Raw genomic sequence first — 15,909 nt, 5'->3', positions numbered from 1 at the left:
CCTGGTCCTTATCTCGAAATGTTCGCCCGCCACCCTTCCCCAAAATGGACGGTCTGGGGCGACGAGTCCGCCGAGGATCACCTGCCAAGGGGGAAAGTGCACAAGGGCTACACCGGGGGAGAAATGCTGCCTCCGCTAGGCGCAAATGAGCATATTTCACCCTCTCTCGCTGTCGATCTCGGCCTAGAATTAAAAAACAGATACGAGGCGGGAAATAGCGTACGGGAAATCTCCGACGAAACCGGATATTCAATCCAGCGCGTGCGCGGGCTGCTGGCAGGGGCTAACACAACAATGCGGCCACGCGGTCGACTGCCGAAATAAAATCAGGCGTGAGGCTGGCCGTTCCATGTGCTTTCGTTGGCGGCAATAATCAGGACCGGGCAGGAACCCATAACGCCCCGGCGGACACGCATTTGTGCCTTGTCGAAGGCTGTCACAGTCGAGGTTGTCAAATCAATTGGCAACCTCGCCACACGCTCCGTCTCCGATATGGTTTGCTGGTATTCCGCCCAAATCCGCCTCGCCAGTGCCAGCAAGGATAGGCGGTCTTTCGTAATGATAACGCCCGCCGATATTAGGCCCGCGTCAAACCATGAACGATAGGCCGCTAAATCCCGGTCAAGATTTCCGTCTTTGGCGTTCCATTCGACATCAAGGACAATCCGATTCTTGAAATTATCGACAAGATAGCCCTCCTGGCGGATAACAGGAAGTTCGCCCAGACTGCTGCCGTCCTTCGCAAACAGGAGGCCCCTGGTTTCAAGGTCTAGTCGCGTCTCGCGCCATCCCCGTGCCGAAAAAAGCCCATCGATCTGTTCGGCAATATCGCCCCGATTGCCCCCGGCCTTAAGCCAAAAGCGCGTATCAAGACGGTATGTTTCGAGAACGCTTACAATGTCCGTCCATTCGTTGGGACAGACGGCTTTCATAACTGCTGCCGCCGAATTTGTCTCCATGAAGGCCCAATGTTCCCGTGCTGCCAACGGCAGGACTGCGGGATCATCATAGGAAAATGTTTCGTACATTCTCTCCTCATGGATTTTTCCAGCCGCGCAAGCAAGATTACCCTCCGCTGCCACCGCCAGCTATCCCTCTCCGGCTTTCGTGATGCGAAACTCACGATTTTTGCATCGGGTCGGGAATGGCGAAAATCCGCGCTCTTTCCCGATGCAAAAATCTGATGCAGAATCGTTCCATGATTTATGGCTACGCGCGCGTCTCGACCAATGGGCAGGACTTGGCCCAGCAACTCGCCCAGCTTGAGACTGCTGGTTGCACCAAAATCTTCCGCGAGAAGACCAGTGGCGCGTCGGCCGAGCGGCCCCAGCTCAAGCGCGCGATCGGCGCGCTTGATCCTGGCGACGTGTTGATGGTGACGGCCACGGACCGGCTCGCCCGTAACACGCGCGACCTGTTGAACACCCTTCACATGGTAAAGGAGGCTGGCGCTGGCTTTCGCTCGATCGCGGAGCCGATGCTGGACACGACCTCTCAACTTGCCGAGGTCGTGATTGCCGTCTTGGGCGTAGCGGCGAGTTGGGAGAGGCAACGGATCATCGAGCGCACCACCGCTGGACGCGCGCAGGCCAGAGCGCGGGGAGTGAAGTTTGGGCGTAAGGCCGCCCTCACCCCTCACCAGCAGGCCGAGGCGCTTGAAAGGCTTGCCGCCGGTGACACGCAGCGCACCGTCGCCGCGCTGTTCGATGTTAGTCAGGCAACCATATCGCGGCTCGTCGGACAATGACGAAGGTGTTGTTCCTTCCAGGTGCAGGCGGAAGCGCGACCTTCTGGCATCCCGTCGCAACCGAGCTTGGAATCGAGCGCACAGCTATTTTCTTCTCATGGCCGGGTCTGGGGGCCGAGCCGCACGATGATCGCGTGCGTGGCATTGATGACCTGGTGGCGATGGTAATCGCGGAATTGGACCAGCCCTGCGACCTTGTCGCTCAATCGCTGGGAGGGCTTGTGGCGATCAAGGTGGCACTGGCCTTCCCTGATAAGGTGCGCCGCTTGGTGTTGACCGTTACATCGGGCGGTGTGCCCGTTTCCGATTTGGGAGGTTCAAACTGGCGCGCCGATTATCAGAGGGCTTACCCGGATGCAGCGGCGTGGATTATGGATGTTCAGGAAGACCTGTCCGGCGATATTGGGAGGATCACGTCCCCAACATTGCTTTTGTGGGGCGATGCCGACCCCATAAGTCCGCCTGCGGTAGGCGAGCGCCTGTTATCGCTTTTGCCCAACGCCCAGCTCCATATCGTTCATGGCGGCGACCATGATCTAGCCCAGTTCCATTCAACTGAGGTTGCAAGGTTGATTGCCGATCATCTGGGCTAGGGGCTTGGTCATCATTTCACGCTTGATTGACCGATAACCAACGGGCATGACCACATGCAAACATGCGGTCATGTAAGGATATACACATGCCAACAATCGCGATTATCAGCCAAAAGGGCGGCGCGGGGAAAACCACCCTCGCCCTGCATCTGGCCGCTGCCGCTGAGGACGCCGGTCATACTGCGCTGGTGATCGACCTAGACCCGCAGGCGACGGCTAGCCAATGGGCGGCTTGGCGGCAGGATGCACCCCCGGTTGTAATCGATAGTGCTCCCCCTCGCCTCGCCGCCAAGATCGGGCAGGCGACGGATCAGGGCGCGGCGTTCATCGTGATCGATACCCCGCCTCATGCCGACAGCGCCGCCAGCGCCGCTGTCGAGGCAGCCGACTTGGTGTTGATCCCTTGTCGGCCAAGTGCGTTCGACCTAGCCGCGATCAAGACGACTGCCAGCCTTGTGAAGATGCGCGGCAAGCCCGCTTACGTGATCTTCACGGCGGGAAGTCCGACCGCCCCGCGCATGTACGAGGAAGCGGCGCAGCTCGTGCAGGACTATGGGCTGGACGCCTGCCCGCACCACATCGCGGATCGCGCCGCTTTTCGCCACGCGGCGGCCGAGGGGAAAACCGCGATGGAGGTGGAGCCGAACGGCAAGGCTGCCGATGAGGTGCGCGAGCTTTACAAGTGGACATGCGCGCATGTAAACATGCAAGCATCTAAGAAACGGAAGGCCAGCGCATGAGCAGCCGGAAAGGATCATTGCTTGCATTGCGGGACCGCGATCCCGCGCCATCGCCGGTGGCGGCCGAGCGGGAGGGCAGGGCGTCCGCCCCGATCACCGCCAGCGCGTCCAGCACTTCGGGCAGCAGCTCCGTTGCGCCGAGCCGTCAGGGCAAGAAAGCCATGACCGGCTATTTCAGCCCGGATATGTCCTTTGCCATGCACATGACCGCCCGCAAGCATGGGATGAGTTTGCAGGACGCAATGGCGGAGGCGTTCAACGACTGGCTCCGCAAGATGGGGGAAAGCCCTGTGGGCAAGTGAGCATGTTCACATGCAAACATGCTCACTTGCTGTAATTCTGAACGTCTCTCTTAGGGAATATGGTTGAAAAACATCAACATTTTTCGAAAGCGATAACCAGCACATCACGATAAGCGAACGCTTTCTTGACGTTGTGGGGGCAAATCCCACTGACCCCATGAAAGGTGCGCCGATCGTCTCCCATGACGAAATCGCCGGGCTGCACCAGCTCGGCTGAGCCTATGATGTTCCGGTCACGGTCGGCAATATAGCTCACGCCGCCCACCACGTTCATTCGCCGCACGAGAAGTGAGATGATGTAATCTACCCCGTCGCGATGAAGCCCTTCGGGGGCAGGCTCTCCCTGCTGACCTTCCGACGCAACGATGCGATAAGGGTGAAGTTTGATGTTCCATCGGGAATGCTCGTCAGCGGCGCTGCAGATTTTCCCGAATTGAGCGAGAATAGTTTTGAAGGCGGGGTTATGGATTAACTTCGAATCGAGCGGATCGAACCGCCGTTCGAAGCCCCCATTTAGGACATTGATCTGCTTCGATTGTTGATAAGGCTGATGAGGCAGAAGCTTCAGGGCGCCGCTCTCATCGTCGTATTCGAAGGCGCTGAAGCGCCGGTAGCGATATCGGCCTTCATCCATCATGTGCTCGTCGAGCAGAAGGTGGTCCCAACACTCGGCTAGATCAGTCCAATCGCCGTCGCTGATCACGAAATTCTCAAACGTGGATTCCCCGGCCGAGCACCACCAGCCTCTGTCCTGAAGGGATTCTACCACGGAGGAGCGCCAGATTATCTCTGGCGCCTCCTCCTGCGACACAATGGCGAGGCCGCCCATCACAGCGTCGCCATGTTGCGATTTCCGCCCATGAGTTCTTGCGATCGGTTGAATTCCCAGAGATCACGGTCGCGGATATAGAGGGGCTTGTCTGCGATGATCGACGTTGGCGTAAAGCGTCGTTCATCGATGAGGTATTTCACCGAACCGCTGACGGCCGAGAGAGAGTTTTTGATCGCCGCACTGGTCATGCGGTGAACGGTGCTGTCCCAACGTCCCGCAACCGCCTCCTGGACCCAATCCTGCTCAAGTCTTTGCTTGGCGACGAGAGCATTGGTGTCGAGAGATGCTACTTCCAGATGTCGCAGGGCATCCATTATGATCGTTGCGGCCGGGGCCTCGCGGACCTCAAGAACCTTTTCTCCCGTCGAGATATGCTCCAGGCCAACGTATCGACCGTGGCCGTAGCACCCGACGCAGTGGTTGAGGTAATGGATTATTTCGAGCAGCTCCATGTCGAGCTTGTCGACCGCGACCAGCTCTCCTGCTTCAAAATGCAGCTCCATCCGCGTCGGGAGAATTCCGGTAGAGCGCCGCGTCCACAGATAGGTATCATCCGACGCCTCGAAGCCCTCAGGGTCGTCGAGTGGGCCGGACTCAAACTCGCGGCACCACAGGTTTGCGTCGCCACTGAGTTGACGGTCCGTCACGAAGGTAAGGCCGAAGGGGGCTAGCTCAGCCGCCTTTTGCACTCGGGAGAGGGCGGAGCCGACATAGGGGCTCCCATAGAAGCCATCGTAGTGGTGCCGCGCGATTGCGTTGTTGAGCCGCGGGAGGCTGTTCTGTGACAGGTTCGCGGTGTGTAGAAGCAAACCTGCGCCGATCTGCACCGCATAGTTAGCCACCAGCGTCGCGATCACCGGGCGACTGAGTGAGCTGCTGACGGGATACACGCCGAGGTATTTGGCATGCGCCCTGATCGCCGGCCGCACGGCGTTCTCGACGAACGTCTCCTTGCCGTCGAGCAACACGAGCTGGGCTTTGAACAGGCCCGCCATCTGCCGAAGCGCCTCCTCATCGACCGGGTCGCCAACGTCGACCGCGACGGCATGGACATTGGTGTAGCCTGCTTCGTGGAGCTTGAAGAGAAGATAGGTGCTGTCCAATCCTCCGCTAAACATCGTGACGACCGGGCTGGATTTTTCATACCGGCTAAAAATATCTTCAAAGCTGTTAATCTTGTGCATGAGTTCCTCGCTTGCTCATTTATGTCAGAGTTGAAATTATTGCGCCGTTTTCCGGCTAGCCTCTCCCAAAATTCCGATAATCGTGCCGCCAACAATCAATGATCCGCCGACAAGAGAGCGGATTGAGATCGGTTCGGCCAAGAGTATGCTTGCAAAGAGCAGGCCGAAAACAGGCTCGGTGCTCATCAAGAAGCTGACCTTCGTGGGGCTCGATCTGCGAACCGCTGCATTCTGAATGTAAAATGCCCCAATCGTGCAGAACAGCGACAGAAAGAGTATTGCCTGAACAAACGGAATGTTTGTGAGGGCCTTAAGGTTGATCTCCGTGCCGAGCCCGCCCGTCAGGATCAAAGCCATAATGAAGACCGCTGACGACTGAAGAGCAGTCAATGCCCCCGAGGACAGATCGCGGTTTCGCATCAATCTTTTTGTCGAAACCACCATGACGGCTCTCAACATGGCGGCCATGAGAACCAGTCCGTCTCCGAGCGATAGTGCCGTCAAGTGCTCACACAGGACGGCCACACCTGCGCACGAAATTAATGCCGCAATGAAAATACGGAACGGCGGCAGTCTCTTCGCCAGCCCGTAATCCAACATCGGCGTAATGATGGTGCATAGGGAGATAATGAACGCGGTGTTCGTTGCCGATGTGAGGCTGACGCCGAATGTTTCCGAGACGAAGATTGAAAACAGGATAATTCCAAGCATGATTGACGCGAGGACGTCCGACGCCTTGGCGCTTGCGATCTCGCGCCAGTTCAGAAGGGTCATGGTGATTGCGGTGATCGCAAACCGATAGACGATGAGGACAAGTACCGGCGCAAAGGCGAGCGCACCCTTCGCCACCGGATAGCTTGCACCCCACACCATTGCGATGCCGAGCACCGCAGCATCTGCCGCAAGGACACGCCAGCTTCTCGTGTCCCGTTGCGGAACCGCTCGCGCATGTTCCATTGCTTCGCCCCATGATAAGAATTGTCCAAGGCCGGGTGGCCGGTTTGGTCTCGTCAGGAGCGTTTAATGATGGGTCGAGAGGGGCTATAGAACGAAAGTGCGATCAAGCTGCAGTTTTATACGCACCGGGGGTGGCCCCAACGATCGCGCGAAAATGCCTTGTAAGGTGGCTTTGATCGGCAAAGCCGACTGTCGCTGCCACCTCCGCCGTGGAGACACCGGCGATGAGCAGCCGTTTTGCTGAATTTACCTTCAAAATCAGGTGATAGGCATGGGGCGGTAAGCCAAAGTGCCTCTTGAAGGCGTCGATGGTTTGGCGGCGGCCTAATCCCGAAATGCCGCAAAGCTCAGAAAGGGATACATCGTTATTTGCGTTCGCGTGGAGATAATCCCTCACTGCAGACATAGATGCCGGAGCGCGGCGAAATCCCGATTCCTGTACAAGTGAAGGGGAGAGGTGGCCGAGGACGATCTGTAGCAAAGCTTGCAGCGCACTGTCCCGGGCGAGCGTGAGCGGCGAACTATGCACCACCTTGTGAAGGTCCTTGAAAGCTTCCGCGAGATTCGGTTCCGCCCAGAAGGTCTGCTTAAAGTTGGGCAGGCTACCTGGCTGTCGCCCAAAATTATCGCTGGTCATTTCGGCCATTACCGTTTCATCGACATAGATCATCCGTTGAACCCAACCGTTTTCTTCGGCCGCGCCTCCATGATGGATGTCGCCAGGATGCATAGTGACGATTGTGGAAGCCGTTGCAAAATGATGTTCACCTCGACACCACACCGAATGAACGCCTTCGTCGATGAGGCCAATTACGAACTCTGCGTGAGCATGGGGTTTGAACTTATGGGTAAGGTACTTTCCCACCATTGTCTCAATGCCTGACAACACGTCTGATCGCCCGATGGACACGACATCTAACTTCCGTTCATCAGTCATGTTACTGCCCTGGTTGCACATCGGAATGACCGAAATAGATTAAATGCGAGCGATTCGCAATTGGTGCAAGGAGGCTAAATAATTGGGAGATATGACAAAAGATTTTCCGGTGGTGCCGGTGCTGGCGAGGTCTTTCCTATGCTGCCAGTTCAGAATGGGCATGTTAACATGCTGTCATATTCGCATGTAAACATCCCTTCCCCTGAAGGGATCAACGCAGCGGCTTGCGTTCGTGCTTTTTCTTGCAGAATCCGAGGAACGCCCCGGCAGGGCTTTTCAGCTCCGGCTTGCCCATGTCGTGCCACCACGACACCCATTCGTCATAGAGCGCGTAAACGTCATAGCCTGGCGCGGCCGTCTTGGCGTCGTGCATCGTTTCCGGGTCGATATAGGGCGCATCGTCGACGTCGCTGGCGACCGGATCGGACTTGCCCTTGAGGCCGGAGCGATTGCGGAACAGGATCACGTCATCTTCCATCGTCACGGCATAATCGGGGAAGTGGCCGTGGTCCGCGTCATGCTCGCAGACCTTTTTGACCAGGGCGCGGAACACCCGAAGCGGGCTGTTGGAGCCGCATTTCTTTTGCAGCAGCTCTAGCCCGATCTTCCATCCGTCCTTCACGCCGCAATGCTTACGGGCCAGCTCATACATGCGCCGCTCGAACGGCTTGCGGAGCCGGAAATAGTCGCGGTGGAGGGTCAGGACGTTCTTGCTGATGATCGAGCGATACACCCAGTCCGACAGGGTGATTTCAAGATCGAGCATCCGGCCATCGAACGACTTGCGCGTGATCTTGGCTTCTTCGATCAGGCCGAAAATTCGCGTCTCCTCGACGCCGCCGGTCTGGATATTGGTCCGCACGGTGGTTCCGCGCAGGCGGGTGAGAGCGTCGGCCATCAGGCGATAGCCTTCGCCGCTGGTCTGCCGGTTGGTGGCGACGAGCATGTCATAGGCTTGCAGGCGAACGGTGCGGCTAGGGGCTTCGCCCTGGTTCATCTTCGCGATGAGCTGGGAAATGCAGTAGATCAATATGTCCTTGTCGTGGATCGTCGCGAGGCCCTTGCCCGAAGGGATAATCTCGATGACGTTGCCGTTATGCTCATAGCGTCGCGTCCGGTTATCGGGCTTGGTCGAAAGCGAAAAGACCGGATGCTCCATCGAGGCCATGTCGTCCTTCGGGATCGCGTCCAGTACGTCGCAGATGAACAAGTCCTGGTTGGGGTGGCGCACTGGCAGCAGGGGCGTCCGATCGTCGCCGTCCACGAGGCTGGCGGTCGCAACGTCAAACAAGGTAGGGGTGGAGTCTATCGTCATTTCAGTAACAGATGGCTACTATCGTCATTTCACATACGCAAGAGGAATATCGTCATTTCAGATTCATCCCGCCGCTATCGTCATTTCGATTACGCTTGGCGGGCGGTGGCCATCGTCAGAGTGGATTCACTCTATCGTCACTCTGGATTCGCTTTTTCGTCATAGTGGAATCACCACAGGGCGATTTTACGTCAAAAAATCACATAATATCAGATTGTTATTGAAGCGCCAAAACCCCGTAACACATCACTTAACCCAGATTTTAACACTAGGCGGGGTTGTGGATAATTTTGGGCCACATGACTTCTGAGAGGGCAGAGGGCGCGGCTTCGCCACGCTAGAAAAGGACGACCGCTAACGCGGTCGACGCAGTTTGCTTATTGGAATCAAGATGGAACGTTGGCGTTCGCCCAACAGCACCAGCACAAGCGGCAAGGTTGGAAATTGGCTTTCCAAAGAAGCCAGGCGGATAGGGTGCGATCCCTTCAACCGGGATCGGATAATCCTGCGAACTCACGTTGATCGTAATATCGAATTTTCTCCACGATCAGCGGAGCTTGCCCCTGGAGCATCAGCAGTTGGTCGGTGGGCCGCATCCGCATGATTTCGTCGGGGTTCATCAGGTTGCGGGCGCTGATTTGCGTGCTGGCCGACCGGGTAAGCTTGCCACCGTCGATCAGGCTGGCCTGGGAATAACCCGCCGTCTGATATTCGAGGGTTTCCTGTCCCAGCGTCTTGGACAGCAGTTCGGCCGTGGCAAGGTCGTTGACCCCGAACGCCTGAAACACCCCAGCGTTCGACAGAAAGGTGCCCGCCCGCTCGCCATAGAGGGCGCGCAGCTGGTGCATATCCTGCAAGACTGGCCAGAGCTGCAACCCATATCCCGCCATCAGCCCCATAGCGCGCTCGATGGGTTCGAGCCTGCCCAAGGCGGCGAACTCATCGAGCAGGAACAGGACGGGCCGCGCCGGTTTGACCGGCGAGCGGGCCATGTCGGTGAGCGCCTGGGCGACCAGTAGCCGCAACCAGCGCGAATAGGCGTCGAGCCGGTCAGGAGGGAGACACAGAAACACCGTGGAAACCCCCTCTTTCAACCCTGCGAAGGTGAAATCCGACGCCGATGTGCTGGCGACGATCCGTGGGCTGTCGAGAAAATGGGTGTGCCGCTGGGCCGAGGACAGCACCCCTGCGGCCTCCCGATCGGACTTGCCGAGCTGGCGATTGGCGGCGCGGGCGATCAGGCCACCGGCGCCGCGGCTGTCCTGCATGAGGGTTAGCAGATCGGCGAACGCCTTGGGGGCGAGCGTCAGATAGTCGCGCACGGTCGCCAGGGTGCGATGCTCGCGCTCCTCATGGACGACCGCATAGAGGATCAGCCCGGCGATCAGCGCCTTGGCTTCCTCGTTCCAATGGGCATCGCCACCTTGTCCCGCCGGATCGTGGACCAAGGCGTCGGCCAGCGTCATCGCATCTTCGGCCAGGTCGAGGCTGGCCGGGTCGAGCCGGTCGAGCGGATTGTAGCGGGCAGGGGGTTGCCCGGAAACCTCGAACGGGTCGAGGCACCAGACCTTGCCCTTGGTGGCGCGCGCCCTGGCGGTGACGCGGGCATTCTCGCCCTTGGGATCGATGCAGATCACCGAGCGGTCGAGGGTGAGCAGATTGGGGATGATGGTGCCCACGCCCTTGCCGCTACGCGTCGGGGCCATGGTCAGTAGATGGGCGGGACCATCATAGCGCAGCAGCTTGCCGGATTTGGCGGACCGGCCAATGAGCAGATCGCCGCCGTTGGATTCCAGCCCGCGCACATCGGCCCGCGATCCGAAGGCAGCGGAGCCGAGCAGATCGTTGCGGCGCATCCCCTGGTTGAACTTCCAGACCGCAACCCCAAAGGCGACCAGCGCGGCCCAGGCGATGGTGCTGGCAATGGATTCCGGGAGCAGCTTGCCGAGCAGCCATTGCGTGCCGATCAGGACGGCAACGCCGCCGCCGACCGCGAAGCCGCCGCTGATACCCCGTTCACCCCCGACCAGCGGCCCTGCCATCATTCCTTCTCCTTCAGCCGCTTCAGCAAGGGAGCCATCAGCGCATGGTCGCGCTCGCGTGTCAGGAACATCGGCAGCTCGCGTTGCAGCAGGGGGGCGAGCTGGCGCCCGGTGGGCGTATCCTCGTCCAGATGGTGGAGGATGAATGCGCCCAGCATGATGCGCTCGCGGGTTTCGGCCTTGCGGCGCTCGGCGGAGACACGCGCCTCCAATGCCTTTCGCCGTTCACGCAACCGCCGCTCGTCCTCGCGCATTTTCTCAAGGCGTTCTTCAACGGGTGTGCGTGCCATGCCGTTCTCCTATGGCATTTCGCTATAGCAAGCAGACCATACAAAGGCTACCTTAGCAAAGATAAGGGCACGCTTATACATTGCTTCGCAATGTGCGTGGTCCTCGTGGGGGCTTTGCCCCCGCCGGACGGCTTCCCCCTTAGTAAGGAAGGAAGAAGGCGCGCGGCCCGTGGCGATCTATCATTGCTCCGTCAAAGTCATCTCGCGTGGCACCGGGCGCAGCGCGGTCGCCGCCGCCGCCTATCGGTCGGGCGAGCGGCTGACCGACGAGCGCCTGGGTAAATGCCACGACTACACGCGCAAGTCGGACATCGAGCATCGCGAAATCATGGCGCCCGATCGCACGCCCGACTGGATGCTCGACCGTTCCCAACTTTGGAACGGCGTCGAGGCGGCGGAGAAGCGCAAGGACGCCCAGCTTGCCCGCGAAGTGGAAATCTCCCTTCCGCGTGAACTGGACGTCGAGGGGCGGCGCGCGCTGGTCGACAGCTATGTGCGTGAGCAGTTCGTGTCCCAGGGCATGATCGCAGACGTGTCGTTGCATCGGGGCCATTCGGCGGACGGGCAGGAGCAGCCGCACGCGCATGTCATGCTCACCATGCGTGACCTGACCGGCGAGGGGTTCGGGAAGAAGAACCGGGACTGGAACGCGGCCGAGCGGCTTGAGGGGTGGCGTGCGGCCTGGGCCGATCATGCCAACCGTGCGCTGGAGCGAGCTGGGCGCGATGAGCGCATCGACCATCGTTCGCTCAAGGACCAGCGCGAGGCCGCGCGCGATCGAGGGGACGCGGAAAGGGAAGAGGATTTAGGCCGAGAGCCGCTGGGCAAGGTGCCACTGGCGGCGGTGGCGATGGAGCGCAAGGGCAAGCCCACCGATCGCGGCGACGAGCAGCGGGCGGTGCAGGCGCGTAACCAGGAGCGGCGCGAGCTGACGCAGCAGCTTCGCGCCCTCAGCGCCAGGATCGCGGAAACCATGCGCGGTCTGGGCGAGAAGGCCAAGGACATGGCGCAGGGATTGCGCGACCGTCTTGGCGCGGCATGGGGGCGTCAGGATCAGGCTGCTGATCGCAGCGCGGCCGAGCGGATTGCGGAGGCGACGGCGCAGCGGGTGGAGCGGGATCGCGATATCCCACAGCCGGGGAGCGCCGCCGATCGCATCGCCTGGCGCATGGACAAGGCAGGCAAAGCCGATCGCGGCCAGTCCGAGCAGAACCGGCAACGCCAGCGTGACAGGGATAGGGATCGCGAACGATGATGTCATCGGCGTTGACAAACGTACATACAAATGCCATTCTCTGGCATGGATAGCAAAAATGTCGCTGGCTTCGATTGGGATGAAGGCAACCAGGCGAAATGCCAGAAACATGGTGTCACGCTGGCGGAAATTGAAAGCGTGTTCGCCGGTACGCCGTCCATAGGGCCGGATGTCGCACATTCGACGGTGGAGACGCGCTTTCTGGCGATCGGCCGCGCCAGTAGTGGCCGTCATGTGTTTCTGGCCTTCACCTGGCGCGAACGGGACGGGGCCAGATTTATCCGTCCGATCAGCGCCCGTTACATGCACGCCAAGGAGGTGCGGCACTATGAGCAAGGATAAACCCCTTCCGCTGTTGTCCAGCGATGAAGAGGCCGAGGATTTCGTCGGTTCCGCAGATCTTACCGGCTATGATCTTTCTGCGCTTAGGCCCACGCGGTTTGAGTTCAGCAGCAAGGACGCGCGGGTCAACATGCGTTTGCCCGCCGAGTTGCTGGAGCAGGTCAAGGCGACAGCTGCCAGCAAGGGCATGCCGTATCAGCGGTTCATTCGCCAGGCGCTGGAGCAGGCGCTGCATCGTTAAGGCTGTCAAACATCATGGATGACAGCGACGATCCGGTGATGGCGCTGCTGGCGACCCAGCGGGCGGTGCTGGTGGCGGTGGAGAATCTGGCGGGCCAGGTCGGGGCGATGCAGGCCAAGGTGGACGCCATGGGCGAGACGCTTGCCCAGCTCGTCGCCGGCAGCGCCGGCGCGGCGGTGGCAGGCGGGGCTGATCGCGTGATGACGCTGGGCGACAGGTTCCGGGCGGCGACGGCTGAGGAAGCTGCCCGTGATCCGGAGCTGCGTGCCGCCCAGGGAAATTACATGGTGGCTCAGGCGATCGCCAAGGGGTTGAACAAGGGCGATCCTGACGGCGCGGCCCGTGATGCGGCGCGGGCGCGGGAATGGATCGCGGATCAGCTCGATCGGGGTCGGGTGTTCGAGCCGGGTAAGGTGCGGAGCGGTGAAAACGGCACCGTCGCGGTGGTGGAGCCGATCCACGAAGAGATGTTTCCGGGGCGCGTCAGAGTGCAGCGGCCTAATCGAGAGCGGTAAAAGCCGATTTTTTCGGAAGCGTTTGGGGGCTAGCACCCCTCCGGCCTTCCTCAGCAATCAGGCAGATCGTCGAGGTTGTTTTTGGTGGAGCCATCCCGGCGCGTGCGGAGATACTTCCCGGTCACGCCATTAACAACAGTGATCGGCGTTTCCTGACCATCGGTCCATGAGACGTAATATTGATGGTCGCCGTTCTCGATATCCCGGATCGCGTCCGCCTTGAGGCGGGGTGACCAGATCTGCCCTGCATTGCAGAGTTTGGTGATATCGCCATTCTTGTCCTTACCGGACTTGTTCACATAACGCTTGGCCATGTCTGTTCTCCCCTTAGTTAGCTTTCGCGCACAGTGGTGCGCGGACTGGCCTTGCCATGCGCCGTAGTTACATAGCGTCCGCTGATAGCGCTGCGATAATGCACGCCTGAGCTACCGCTCGGGCCGCTGGTTTCCCGAACCGTCGTGCGCGGACTGGCTTTGCCGTGAGCCGATGTCACGAACCGGCCGCTGATTGCGCTGCGGTGGTGGCCGCCACCTTTCTTACCTGCCATATTAAACTCCTTGAACCATATGAATCGGATATCCGTTCGGAGTACCGATATTTATAATATGGCTAATACGAGTTCACTATTCAAGTAGGAAAAATGAGGTTATCACCGAACGAGAAAATTTACACGGAGAAGCTATGTCATCCACCCTCGGGCGTAAGGTCCGTGAGCTACGGCAGAAGGAGAAGCTGACCCTCGATCAGCTCGCCCAAGCTACCGGCAGCAGTAAGAGCTATATTTGGGAAATAGAGAACAAGCCGGTCGCACGTCCGTCGGCTGATAAGCTGAATCGCATTGCCGCTGTTCTGAGAGTAACCCCTGAATATCTGGCTGATGAGGATCGCACTCAGGCTACTACTGATGAGCATGATGAGGCGTTCTATAGAAAATATCAGGGTGCTAAATCTGATGTAAAAGAGAAACTTAAAAGAATTCTTGACGTTCTGGACGACGAATAATGTCAGATCCTACTCAACCGAAAGCATGGGCTAATCTTTTGAGTAAACTTTGGGGTGCGCGCTTTCCGGTTGAGGTAAAAACTATCGCGCTCGAATATACACAGCAGCGCTTTGCCGATCCCATAAAGAAGATCGCAGAAGCTTCTGTGGATCATTTTGAGGGTGCGCTGGCTCCATTGCCGAAAAGCGGAAAATGGGCGATCCTTTATAATCCAAACATCGCCTCGGCAGGCCGTATTAATTTCACGTTGGCCCATGAATTAGGGCATTATTTTGCTCACCGGCATCTTAATCCTGGAGGTTTCGAGTGCGGGGAAAAGCAGGTTCTGGGCGTTGATCGCGATGCTGAACGTCGTCGCATTGAGCAGGAAGCAGATGCCTTTGCGTCATATCTGCTAATGCCGATGGACGATTATCGCGCCCAGGTCGGCAGGGACGAGATGACGCTGGGTTTGCTGCGGCAATGTGCTGATCGTTACGATGTTTCGATGACGGCGGCGGCAATTAAGTGGCTGGATTTGACCCCGAAATGCGCTGCCCTTGTCGTTGCGACCAATGGCTTCGTTCTGTGGTGTTGGCGTAGCCCCTTGGCCAAGAAGCGAGGCATTTATTTCCCGAGCGGCATGGAGCTTCCAGCAGGTTCGCTTGCAGCGCAGCCCGGCTTGATCTTGTCAGAGGTAGAGCGCGGAATCATGCTCGACCGAAGTGTATGGGGTGGGGGAAGCGATGTACGTGAAATGGCAATTTTCGCGGATCGCTATGAAATGACAATTTCCCTACTCGTATTCGACGGCGAGGCCTATGGTTACGCGCCGTGGGATTTGGATGGAGAGGCGGAGGAAGATACCTTCGATCGGTTCAATAAGTCGTTATAGAGGTTCGGAACGATCAACGGCATGAGTCCAAATAGGAATTCAATCGCCGCACTTGGGCGCGCACTGACCTCCCAATTGCCAAAATAAGATCTTTTAAAAGATCTTTATGTATGATAGCCGGGCAACATGAACGTCATGTCCTCGCCCCCCCTTCGCCCTGAACTGGAACCCGCGCCGCTCCCAAAGGTGGTAGGTGGGTTTTCAACTATTTTGGCCGATCCACCGTGGCGCTTTTCAAACCGGACAGGGAAGGTTGCGCCGGAACACCGCCGCCTCGACCGCTATTCGACCATGCCCCTTGAGGCCATTAAGGCGCTTCCCGTATCGGAATGCGCGGCCCGCAACGCGCATTTATACCTTTGGGTTCCTAATGCGCTGCTGCCGGAAGGTCTCGACGTTATGGCAGCGTGGGGGTTCCGTTATGTGTCCAATATCATTTGGGCGAAGCGCCGGAAAGACGGTGGCCCCGATGGCCGAGGTGTGGGATTTTACTTCCGCAACGTGACCGAAATTCTTCTGTTCGGGGTAAAGGGGTCCATGCGGACGCTTGCGCCGGGTCGCTCTCAAGTTAATATGATTGAAACAAGAAAGCGGGAACACTCTCGTAAACCGGATGAACAATATAGCCTGATAGAAAGCTGTTCGCCTGGTCCTTATCTCGAAATGTTCGCCCGCCACCCTTCCCCAAAATGGACGGTCTGGGGCGACGAGTCCGCCGAGGATCACCTGCCAAGGGGGAA

Annotated in this window: 22 protein-coding genes; 12 read left to right on the top strand and 10 right to left on the bottom strand. The window is 58.7% G+C overall.

What is annotated here, in order from left to right; genetic code table 11:
* Positions 1-324 (top strand): helix-turn-helix domain-containing protein (locus HNQ99_RS16470; RefSeq protein ID WP_407692326.1); only part of this gene is annotated, 324 nt, incomplete at its 5' end.
* A 2-nt stretch (positions 325-326) separates the two neighbouring features.
* On the opposite strand, the gene HNQ99_RS16035 is transcribed toward HNQ99_RS16470, so the two are convergent.
* Complete coding sequence (locus tag HNQ99_RS16035; protein WP_246415057.1) at positions 327-1,028, bottom strand: BglII/BstYI family type II restriction endonuclease; 702 nt, start codon at positions 1,026-1,028, stop codon at positions 327-329.
* A gap of 155 nt (positions 1,029-1,183) precedes the next feature.
* Here HNQ99_RS16035 and HNQ99_RS16030 point away from each other — a divergent pair, with 155 nt between their 5' ends.
* From HNQ99_RS16030 to HNQ99_RS16015, 4 genes are all read left to right on the top strand, one after another.
* Positions 1,184-1,747: a recombinase family protein gene (locus HNQ99_RS16030; protein ID WP_407692325.1), complete on the top strand. Its 564-nt coding sequence runs from the start codon at positions 1,184-1,186 to the stop codon at positions 1,745-1,747.
* On the top strand, positions 1,744-2,340 hold the full coding sequence (locus HNQ99_RS16025) for an alpha/beta fold hydrolase (RefSeq protein WP_184477502.1): 597 nt from the start codon (positions 1,744-1,746) through the stop codon (positions 2,338-2,340). Before HNQ99_RS16030 ends, HNQ99_RS16025 begins: the two co-directional genes overlap by 4 nt.
* Before the next feature lie 86 nt (positions 2,341-2,426).
* Complete coding sequence (gene parA, locus HNQ99_RS16020; RefSeq protein WP_184477500.1) at positions 2,427-3,080, top strand: ParA family partition ATPase; 654 nt, start codon at positions 2,427-2,429, stop codon at positions 3,078-3,080.
* A complete protein-coding gene (locus HNQ99_RS16015) occupies positions 3,077-3,382 on the top strand; it encodes a ribbon-helix-helix domain-containing protein (protein WP_184477498.1) in 306 nt (101 codons plus the stop codon). Before parA ends, HNQ99_RS16015 begins: the two co-directional genes overlap by 4 nt.
* 73 nt (positions 3,383-3,455) lie before the next feature.
* Here the strand turns inward: HNQ99_RS16015 and HNQ99_RS16010 are convergent, their stop codons facing one another.
* From HNQ99_RS16010 to HNQ99_RS15980, 7 genes are all read right to left on the bottom strand, one after another.
* Positions 3,456-4,211 (bottom strand): 2OG-Fe dioxygenase family protein, encoded by a 756-nt coding sequence (locus tag HNQ99_RS16010; RefSeq protein WP_184477496.1) that lies wholly within the window; start codon positions 4,209-4,211, stop codon positions 3,456-3,458.
* Positions 4,211-5,398: an argininosuccinate synthase-related protein gene (locus HNQ99_RS16005; protein ID WP_184477494.1), complete on the bottom strand. Its 1,188-nt coding sequence runs from the start codon at positions 5,396-5,398 to the stop codon at positions 4,211-4,213. The genes HNQ99_RS16010 and HNQ99_RS16005 overlap by 1 nt, the downstream gene beginning before the upstream one ends.
* Before the next feature lie 36 nt (positions 5,399-5,434).
* The gene (locus HNQ99_RS16000) at positions 5,435-6,355 is read right to left on the bottom strand and encodes a DMT family transporter (RefSeq protein WP_184477492.1); all 921 of its coding nucleotides are present in this window, start codon (positions 6,353-6,355) and stop codon (positions 5,435-5,437) included.
* A 103-nt stretch (positions 6,356-6,458) separates the two neighbouring features.
* Positions 6,459-7,313 (bottom strand): AraC family transcriptional regulator, encoded by an 855-nt coding sequence (locus HNQ99_RS15995; protein WP_221232737.1) that lies wholly within the window; start codon positions 7,311-7,313, stop codon positions 6,459-6,461.
* A gap of 190 nt (positions 7,314-7,503) precedes the next feature.
* Complete coding sequence (locus tag HNQ99_RS15990) at positions 7,504-8,607, bottom strand: replication initiator protein A (protein WP_184477490.1); 1,104 nt, start codon at positions 8,605-8,607, stop codon at positions 7,504-7,506.
* A 485-nt stretch (positions 8,608-9,092) separates the two neighbouring features.
* Positions 9,093-10,649, bottom strand: a complete 1,557-nt coding sequence (locus HNQ99_RS15985; protein ID WP_184477504.1) for a type IV secretory system conjugative DNA transfer family protein — start codon at positions 10,647-10,649, stop codon at positions 9,093-9,095.
* Complete coding sequence (locus tag HNQ99_RS15980) at positions 10,649-10,939, bottom strand: mobilization protein (protein WP_184477488.1); 291 nt, start codon at positions 10,937-10,939, stop codon at positions 10,649-10,651. Before HNQ99_RS15980 ends, HNQ99_RS15985 begins: the two co-directional genes overlap by 1 nt.
* 169 nt (positions 10,940-11,108) lie before the next feature.
* Between HNQ99_RS15980 and mobQ the strand changes: the two genes are divergently transcribed.
* The 4 genes from mobQ to HNQ99_RS15960 are packed head-to-tail and all read left to right on the top strand — an operon-like array spanning position 11,109 to position 13,292.
* On the top strand, positions 11,109-12,194 hold the full coding sequence (mobQ, locus tag HNQ99_RS15975; RefSeq protein WP_184477486.1) for a MobQ family relaxase: 1,086 nt from the start codon (positions 11,109-11,111) through the stop codon (positions 12,192-12,194).
* Between the two features lie 45 nt (positions 12,195-12,239).
* Positions 12,240-12,536: a BrnT family toxin gene (locus HNQ99_RS15970; protein ID WP_184477484.1), complete on the top strand. Its 297-nt coding sequence runs from the start codon at positions 12,240-12,242 to the stop codon at positions 12,534-12,536.
* A complete protein-coding gene (locus tag HNQ99_RS15965) occupies positions 12,523-12,777 on the top strand; it encodes a CopG family antitoxin (protein WP_184477482.1) in 255 nt (84 codons plus the stop codon). Before HNQ99_RS15970 ends, HNQ99_RS15965 begins: the two co-directional genes overlap by 14 nt.
* 14 nt (positions 12,778-12,791) lie before the next feature.
* A complete protein-coding gene (locus tag HNQ99_RS15960) occupies positions 12,792-13,292 on the top strand; it encodes a hypothetical protein (RefSeq protein WP_184477480.1) in 501 nt (166 codons plus the stop codon).
* Between the two features lie 50 nt (positions 13,293-13,342).
* Here HNQ99_RS15960 and HNQ99_RS15955 read toward each other — a convergent pair whose 3' ends face one another.
* Together HNQ99_RS15955 and HNQ99_RS15950 are read right to left on the bottom strand one after the other, a co-directional pair.
* Complete coding sequence (locus HNQ99_RS15955) at positions 13,343-13,606, bottom strand: DUF3892 domain-containing protein (RefSeq protein WP_184477478.1); 264 nt, start codon at positions 13,604-13,606, stop codon at positions 13,343-13,345.
* Positions 13,607-13,623: 17 nt separating this feature from the next.
* Positions 13,624-13,839, bottom strand: coding sequence for a hypothetical protein (locus HNQ99_RS15950; RefSeq protein ID WP_184477476.1), 216 nt, complete (start codon positions 13,837-13,839; stop codon positions 13,624-13,626).
* A gap of 134 nt (positions 13,840-13,973) precedes the next feature.
* On the opposite strand from HNQ99_RS15950, the gene HNQ99_RS15945 reads away from it, so the two are divergent.
* The 3 genes from HNQ99_RS15945 to HNQ99_RS15935 form a co-directional block, all read left to right on the top strand.
* A complete protein-coding gene (locus HNQ99_RS15945) occupies positions 13,974-14,294 on the top strand; it encodes a helix-turn-helix domain-containing protein (protein WP_184477474.1) in 321 nt (106 codons plus the stop codon).
* A gap of 38 nt (positions 14,295-14,332) precedes the next feature.
* Positions 14,333-15,169: an ImmA/IrrE family metallo-endopeptidase gene (locus tag HNQ99_RS15940; protein WP_184477472.1), complete on the top strand. Its 837-nt coding sequence runs from the start codon at positions 14,333-14,335 to the stop codon at positions 15,167-15,169.
* Between the two features lie 126 nt (positions 15,170-15,295).
* Positions 15,296-15,909, top strand: a 614-nt coding sequence (locus HNQ99_RS15935; protein WP_184477470.1) for an MT-A70 family methyltransferase, incomplete at its 3' end; no start/stop codon positions are given.

Origin of the sequence: Rhizorhapis suberifaciens, from assembly GCF_014200045.1 — a bacterium.
GTDB lineage: Bacteria > Pseudomonadota > Alphaproteobacteria > Sphingomonadales > Sphingomonadaceae > Rhizorhapis > Rhizorhapis suberifaciens.
This window is presented reverse-complemented; position numbering and strand designations above follow the sequence as displayed.

Bases quoted from the DNA above. Each gene is read 5' to 3' on its own strand.
- HNQ99_RS16035 (WP_246415057.1), bottom strand. From the start codon at position 1,028: ATGTACGAAACATTTTCCTATGATGATCCCGCAGTCCTGCCGTTGGCA.
- HNQ99_RS16030 (WP_407692325.1), top strand. From the start codon at position 1,184: ATGCAGAATCGTTCCATGATTTATGGCTACGCGCGCGTCTCGACCAAT.
- HNQ99_RS16025 (WP_184477502.1), top strand. From the start codon at position 1,744: ATGACGAAGGTGTTGTTCCTTCCAGGTGCAGGCGGAAGCGCGACCTTC.
- parA (WP_184477500.1), top strand. From the start codon at position 2,427: ATGCCAACAATCGCGATTATCAGCCAAAAGGGCGGCGCGGGGAAAACC.
- HNQ99_RS16015 (WP_184477498.1), top strand. From the start codon at position 3,077: ATGAGCAGCCGGAAAGGATCATTGCTTGCATTGCGGGACCGCGATCCC.
- HNQ99_RS16010 (WP_184477496.1), bottom strand. From the start codon at position 4,211: ATGGGCGGCCTCGCCATTGTGTCGCAGGAGGAGGCGCCAGAGATAATC.
- HNQ99_RS16005 (WP_184477494.1), bottom strand. From the start codon at position 5,398: ATGCACAAGATTAACAGCTTTGAAGATATTTTTAGCCGGTATGAAAAA.
- HNQ99_RS16000 (WP_184477492.1), bottom strand. From the start codon at position 6,355: ATGGAACATGCGCGAGCGGTTCCGCAACGGGACACGAGAAGCTGGCGT.
- HNQ99_RS15995 (WP_221232737.1), bottom strand. From the start codon at position 7,313: ATGTGCAACCAGGGCAGTAACATGACTGATGAACGGAAGTTAGATGTC.
- HNQ99_RS15990 (WP_184477490.1), bottom strand. From the start codon at position 8,607: ATGACGATAGACTCCACCCCTACCTTGTTTGACGTTGCGACCGCCAGC.
- HNQ99_RS15985 (WP_184477504.1), bottom strand. From the start codon at position 10,649: ATGGCAGGGCCGCTGGTCGGGGGTGAACGGGGTATCAGCGGCGGCTTC.
- HNQ99_RS15980 (WP_184477488.1), bottom strand. From the start codon at position 10,939: ATGGCACGCACACCCGTTGAAGAACGCCTTGAGAAAATGCGCGAGGAC.
- HNQ99_RS15970 (WP_184477484.1), top strand. From the start codon at position 12,240: ATGGATAGCAAAAATGTCGCTGGCTTCGATTGGGATGAAGGCAACCAG.
- HNQ99_RS15965 (WP_184477482.1), top strand. From the start codon at position 12,523: ATGAGCAAGGATAAACCCCTTCCGCTGTTGTCCAGCGATGAAGAGGCC.
- HNQ99_RS15960 (WP_184477480.1), top strand. From the start codon at position 12,792: ATGGATGACAGCGACGATCCGGTGATGGCGCTGCTGGCGACCCAGCGG.
- HNQ99_RS15955 (WP_184477478.1), bottom strand. From the start codon at position 13,606: ATGGCCAAGCGTTATGTGAACAAGTCCGGTAAGGACAAGAATGGCGAT.
- HNQ99_RS15950 (WP_184477476.1), bottom strand. From the start codon at position 13,839: ATGGCAGGTAAGAAAGGTGGCGGCCACCACCGCAGCGCAATCAGCGGC.
- HNQ99_RS15945 (WP_184477474.1), top strand. From the start codon at position 13,974: ATGTCATCCACCCTCGGGCGTAAGGTCCGTGAGCTACGGCAGAAGGAG.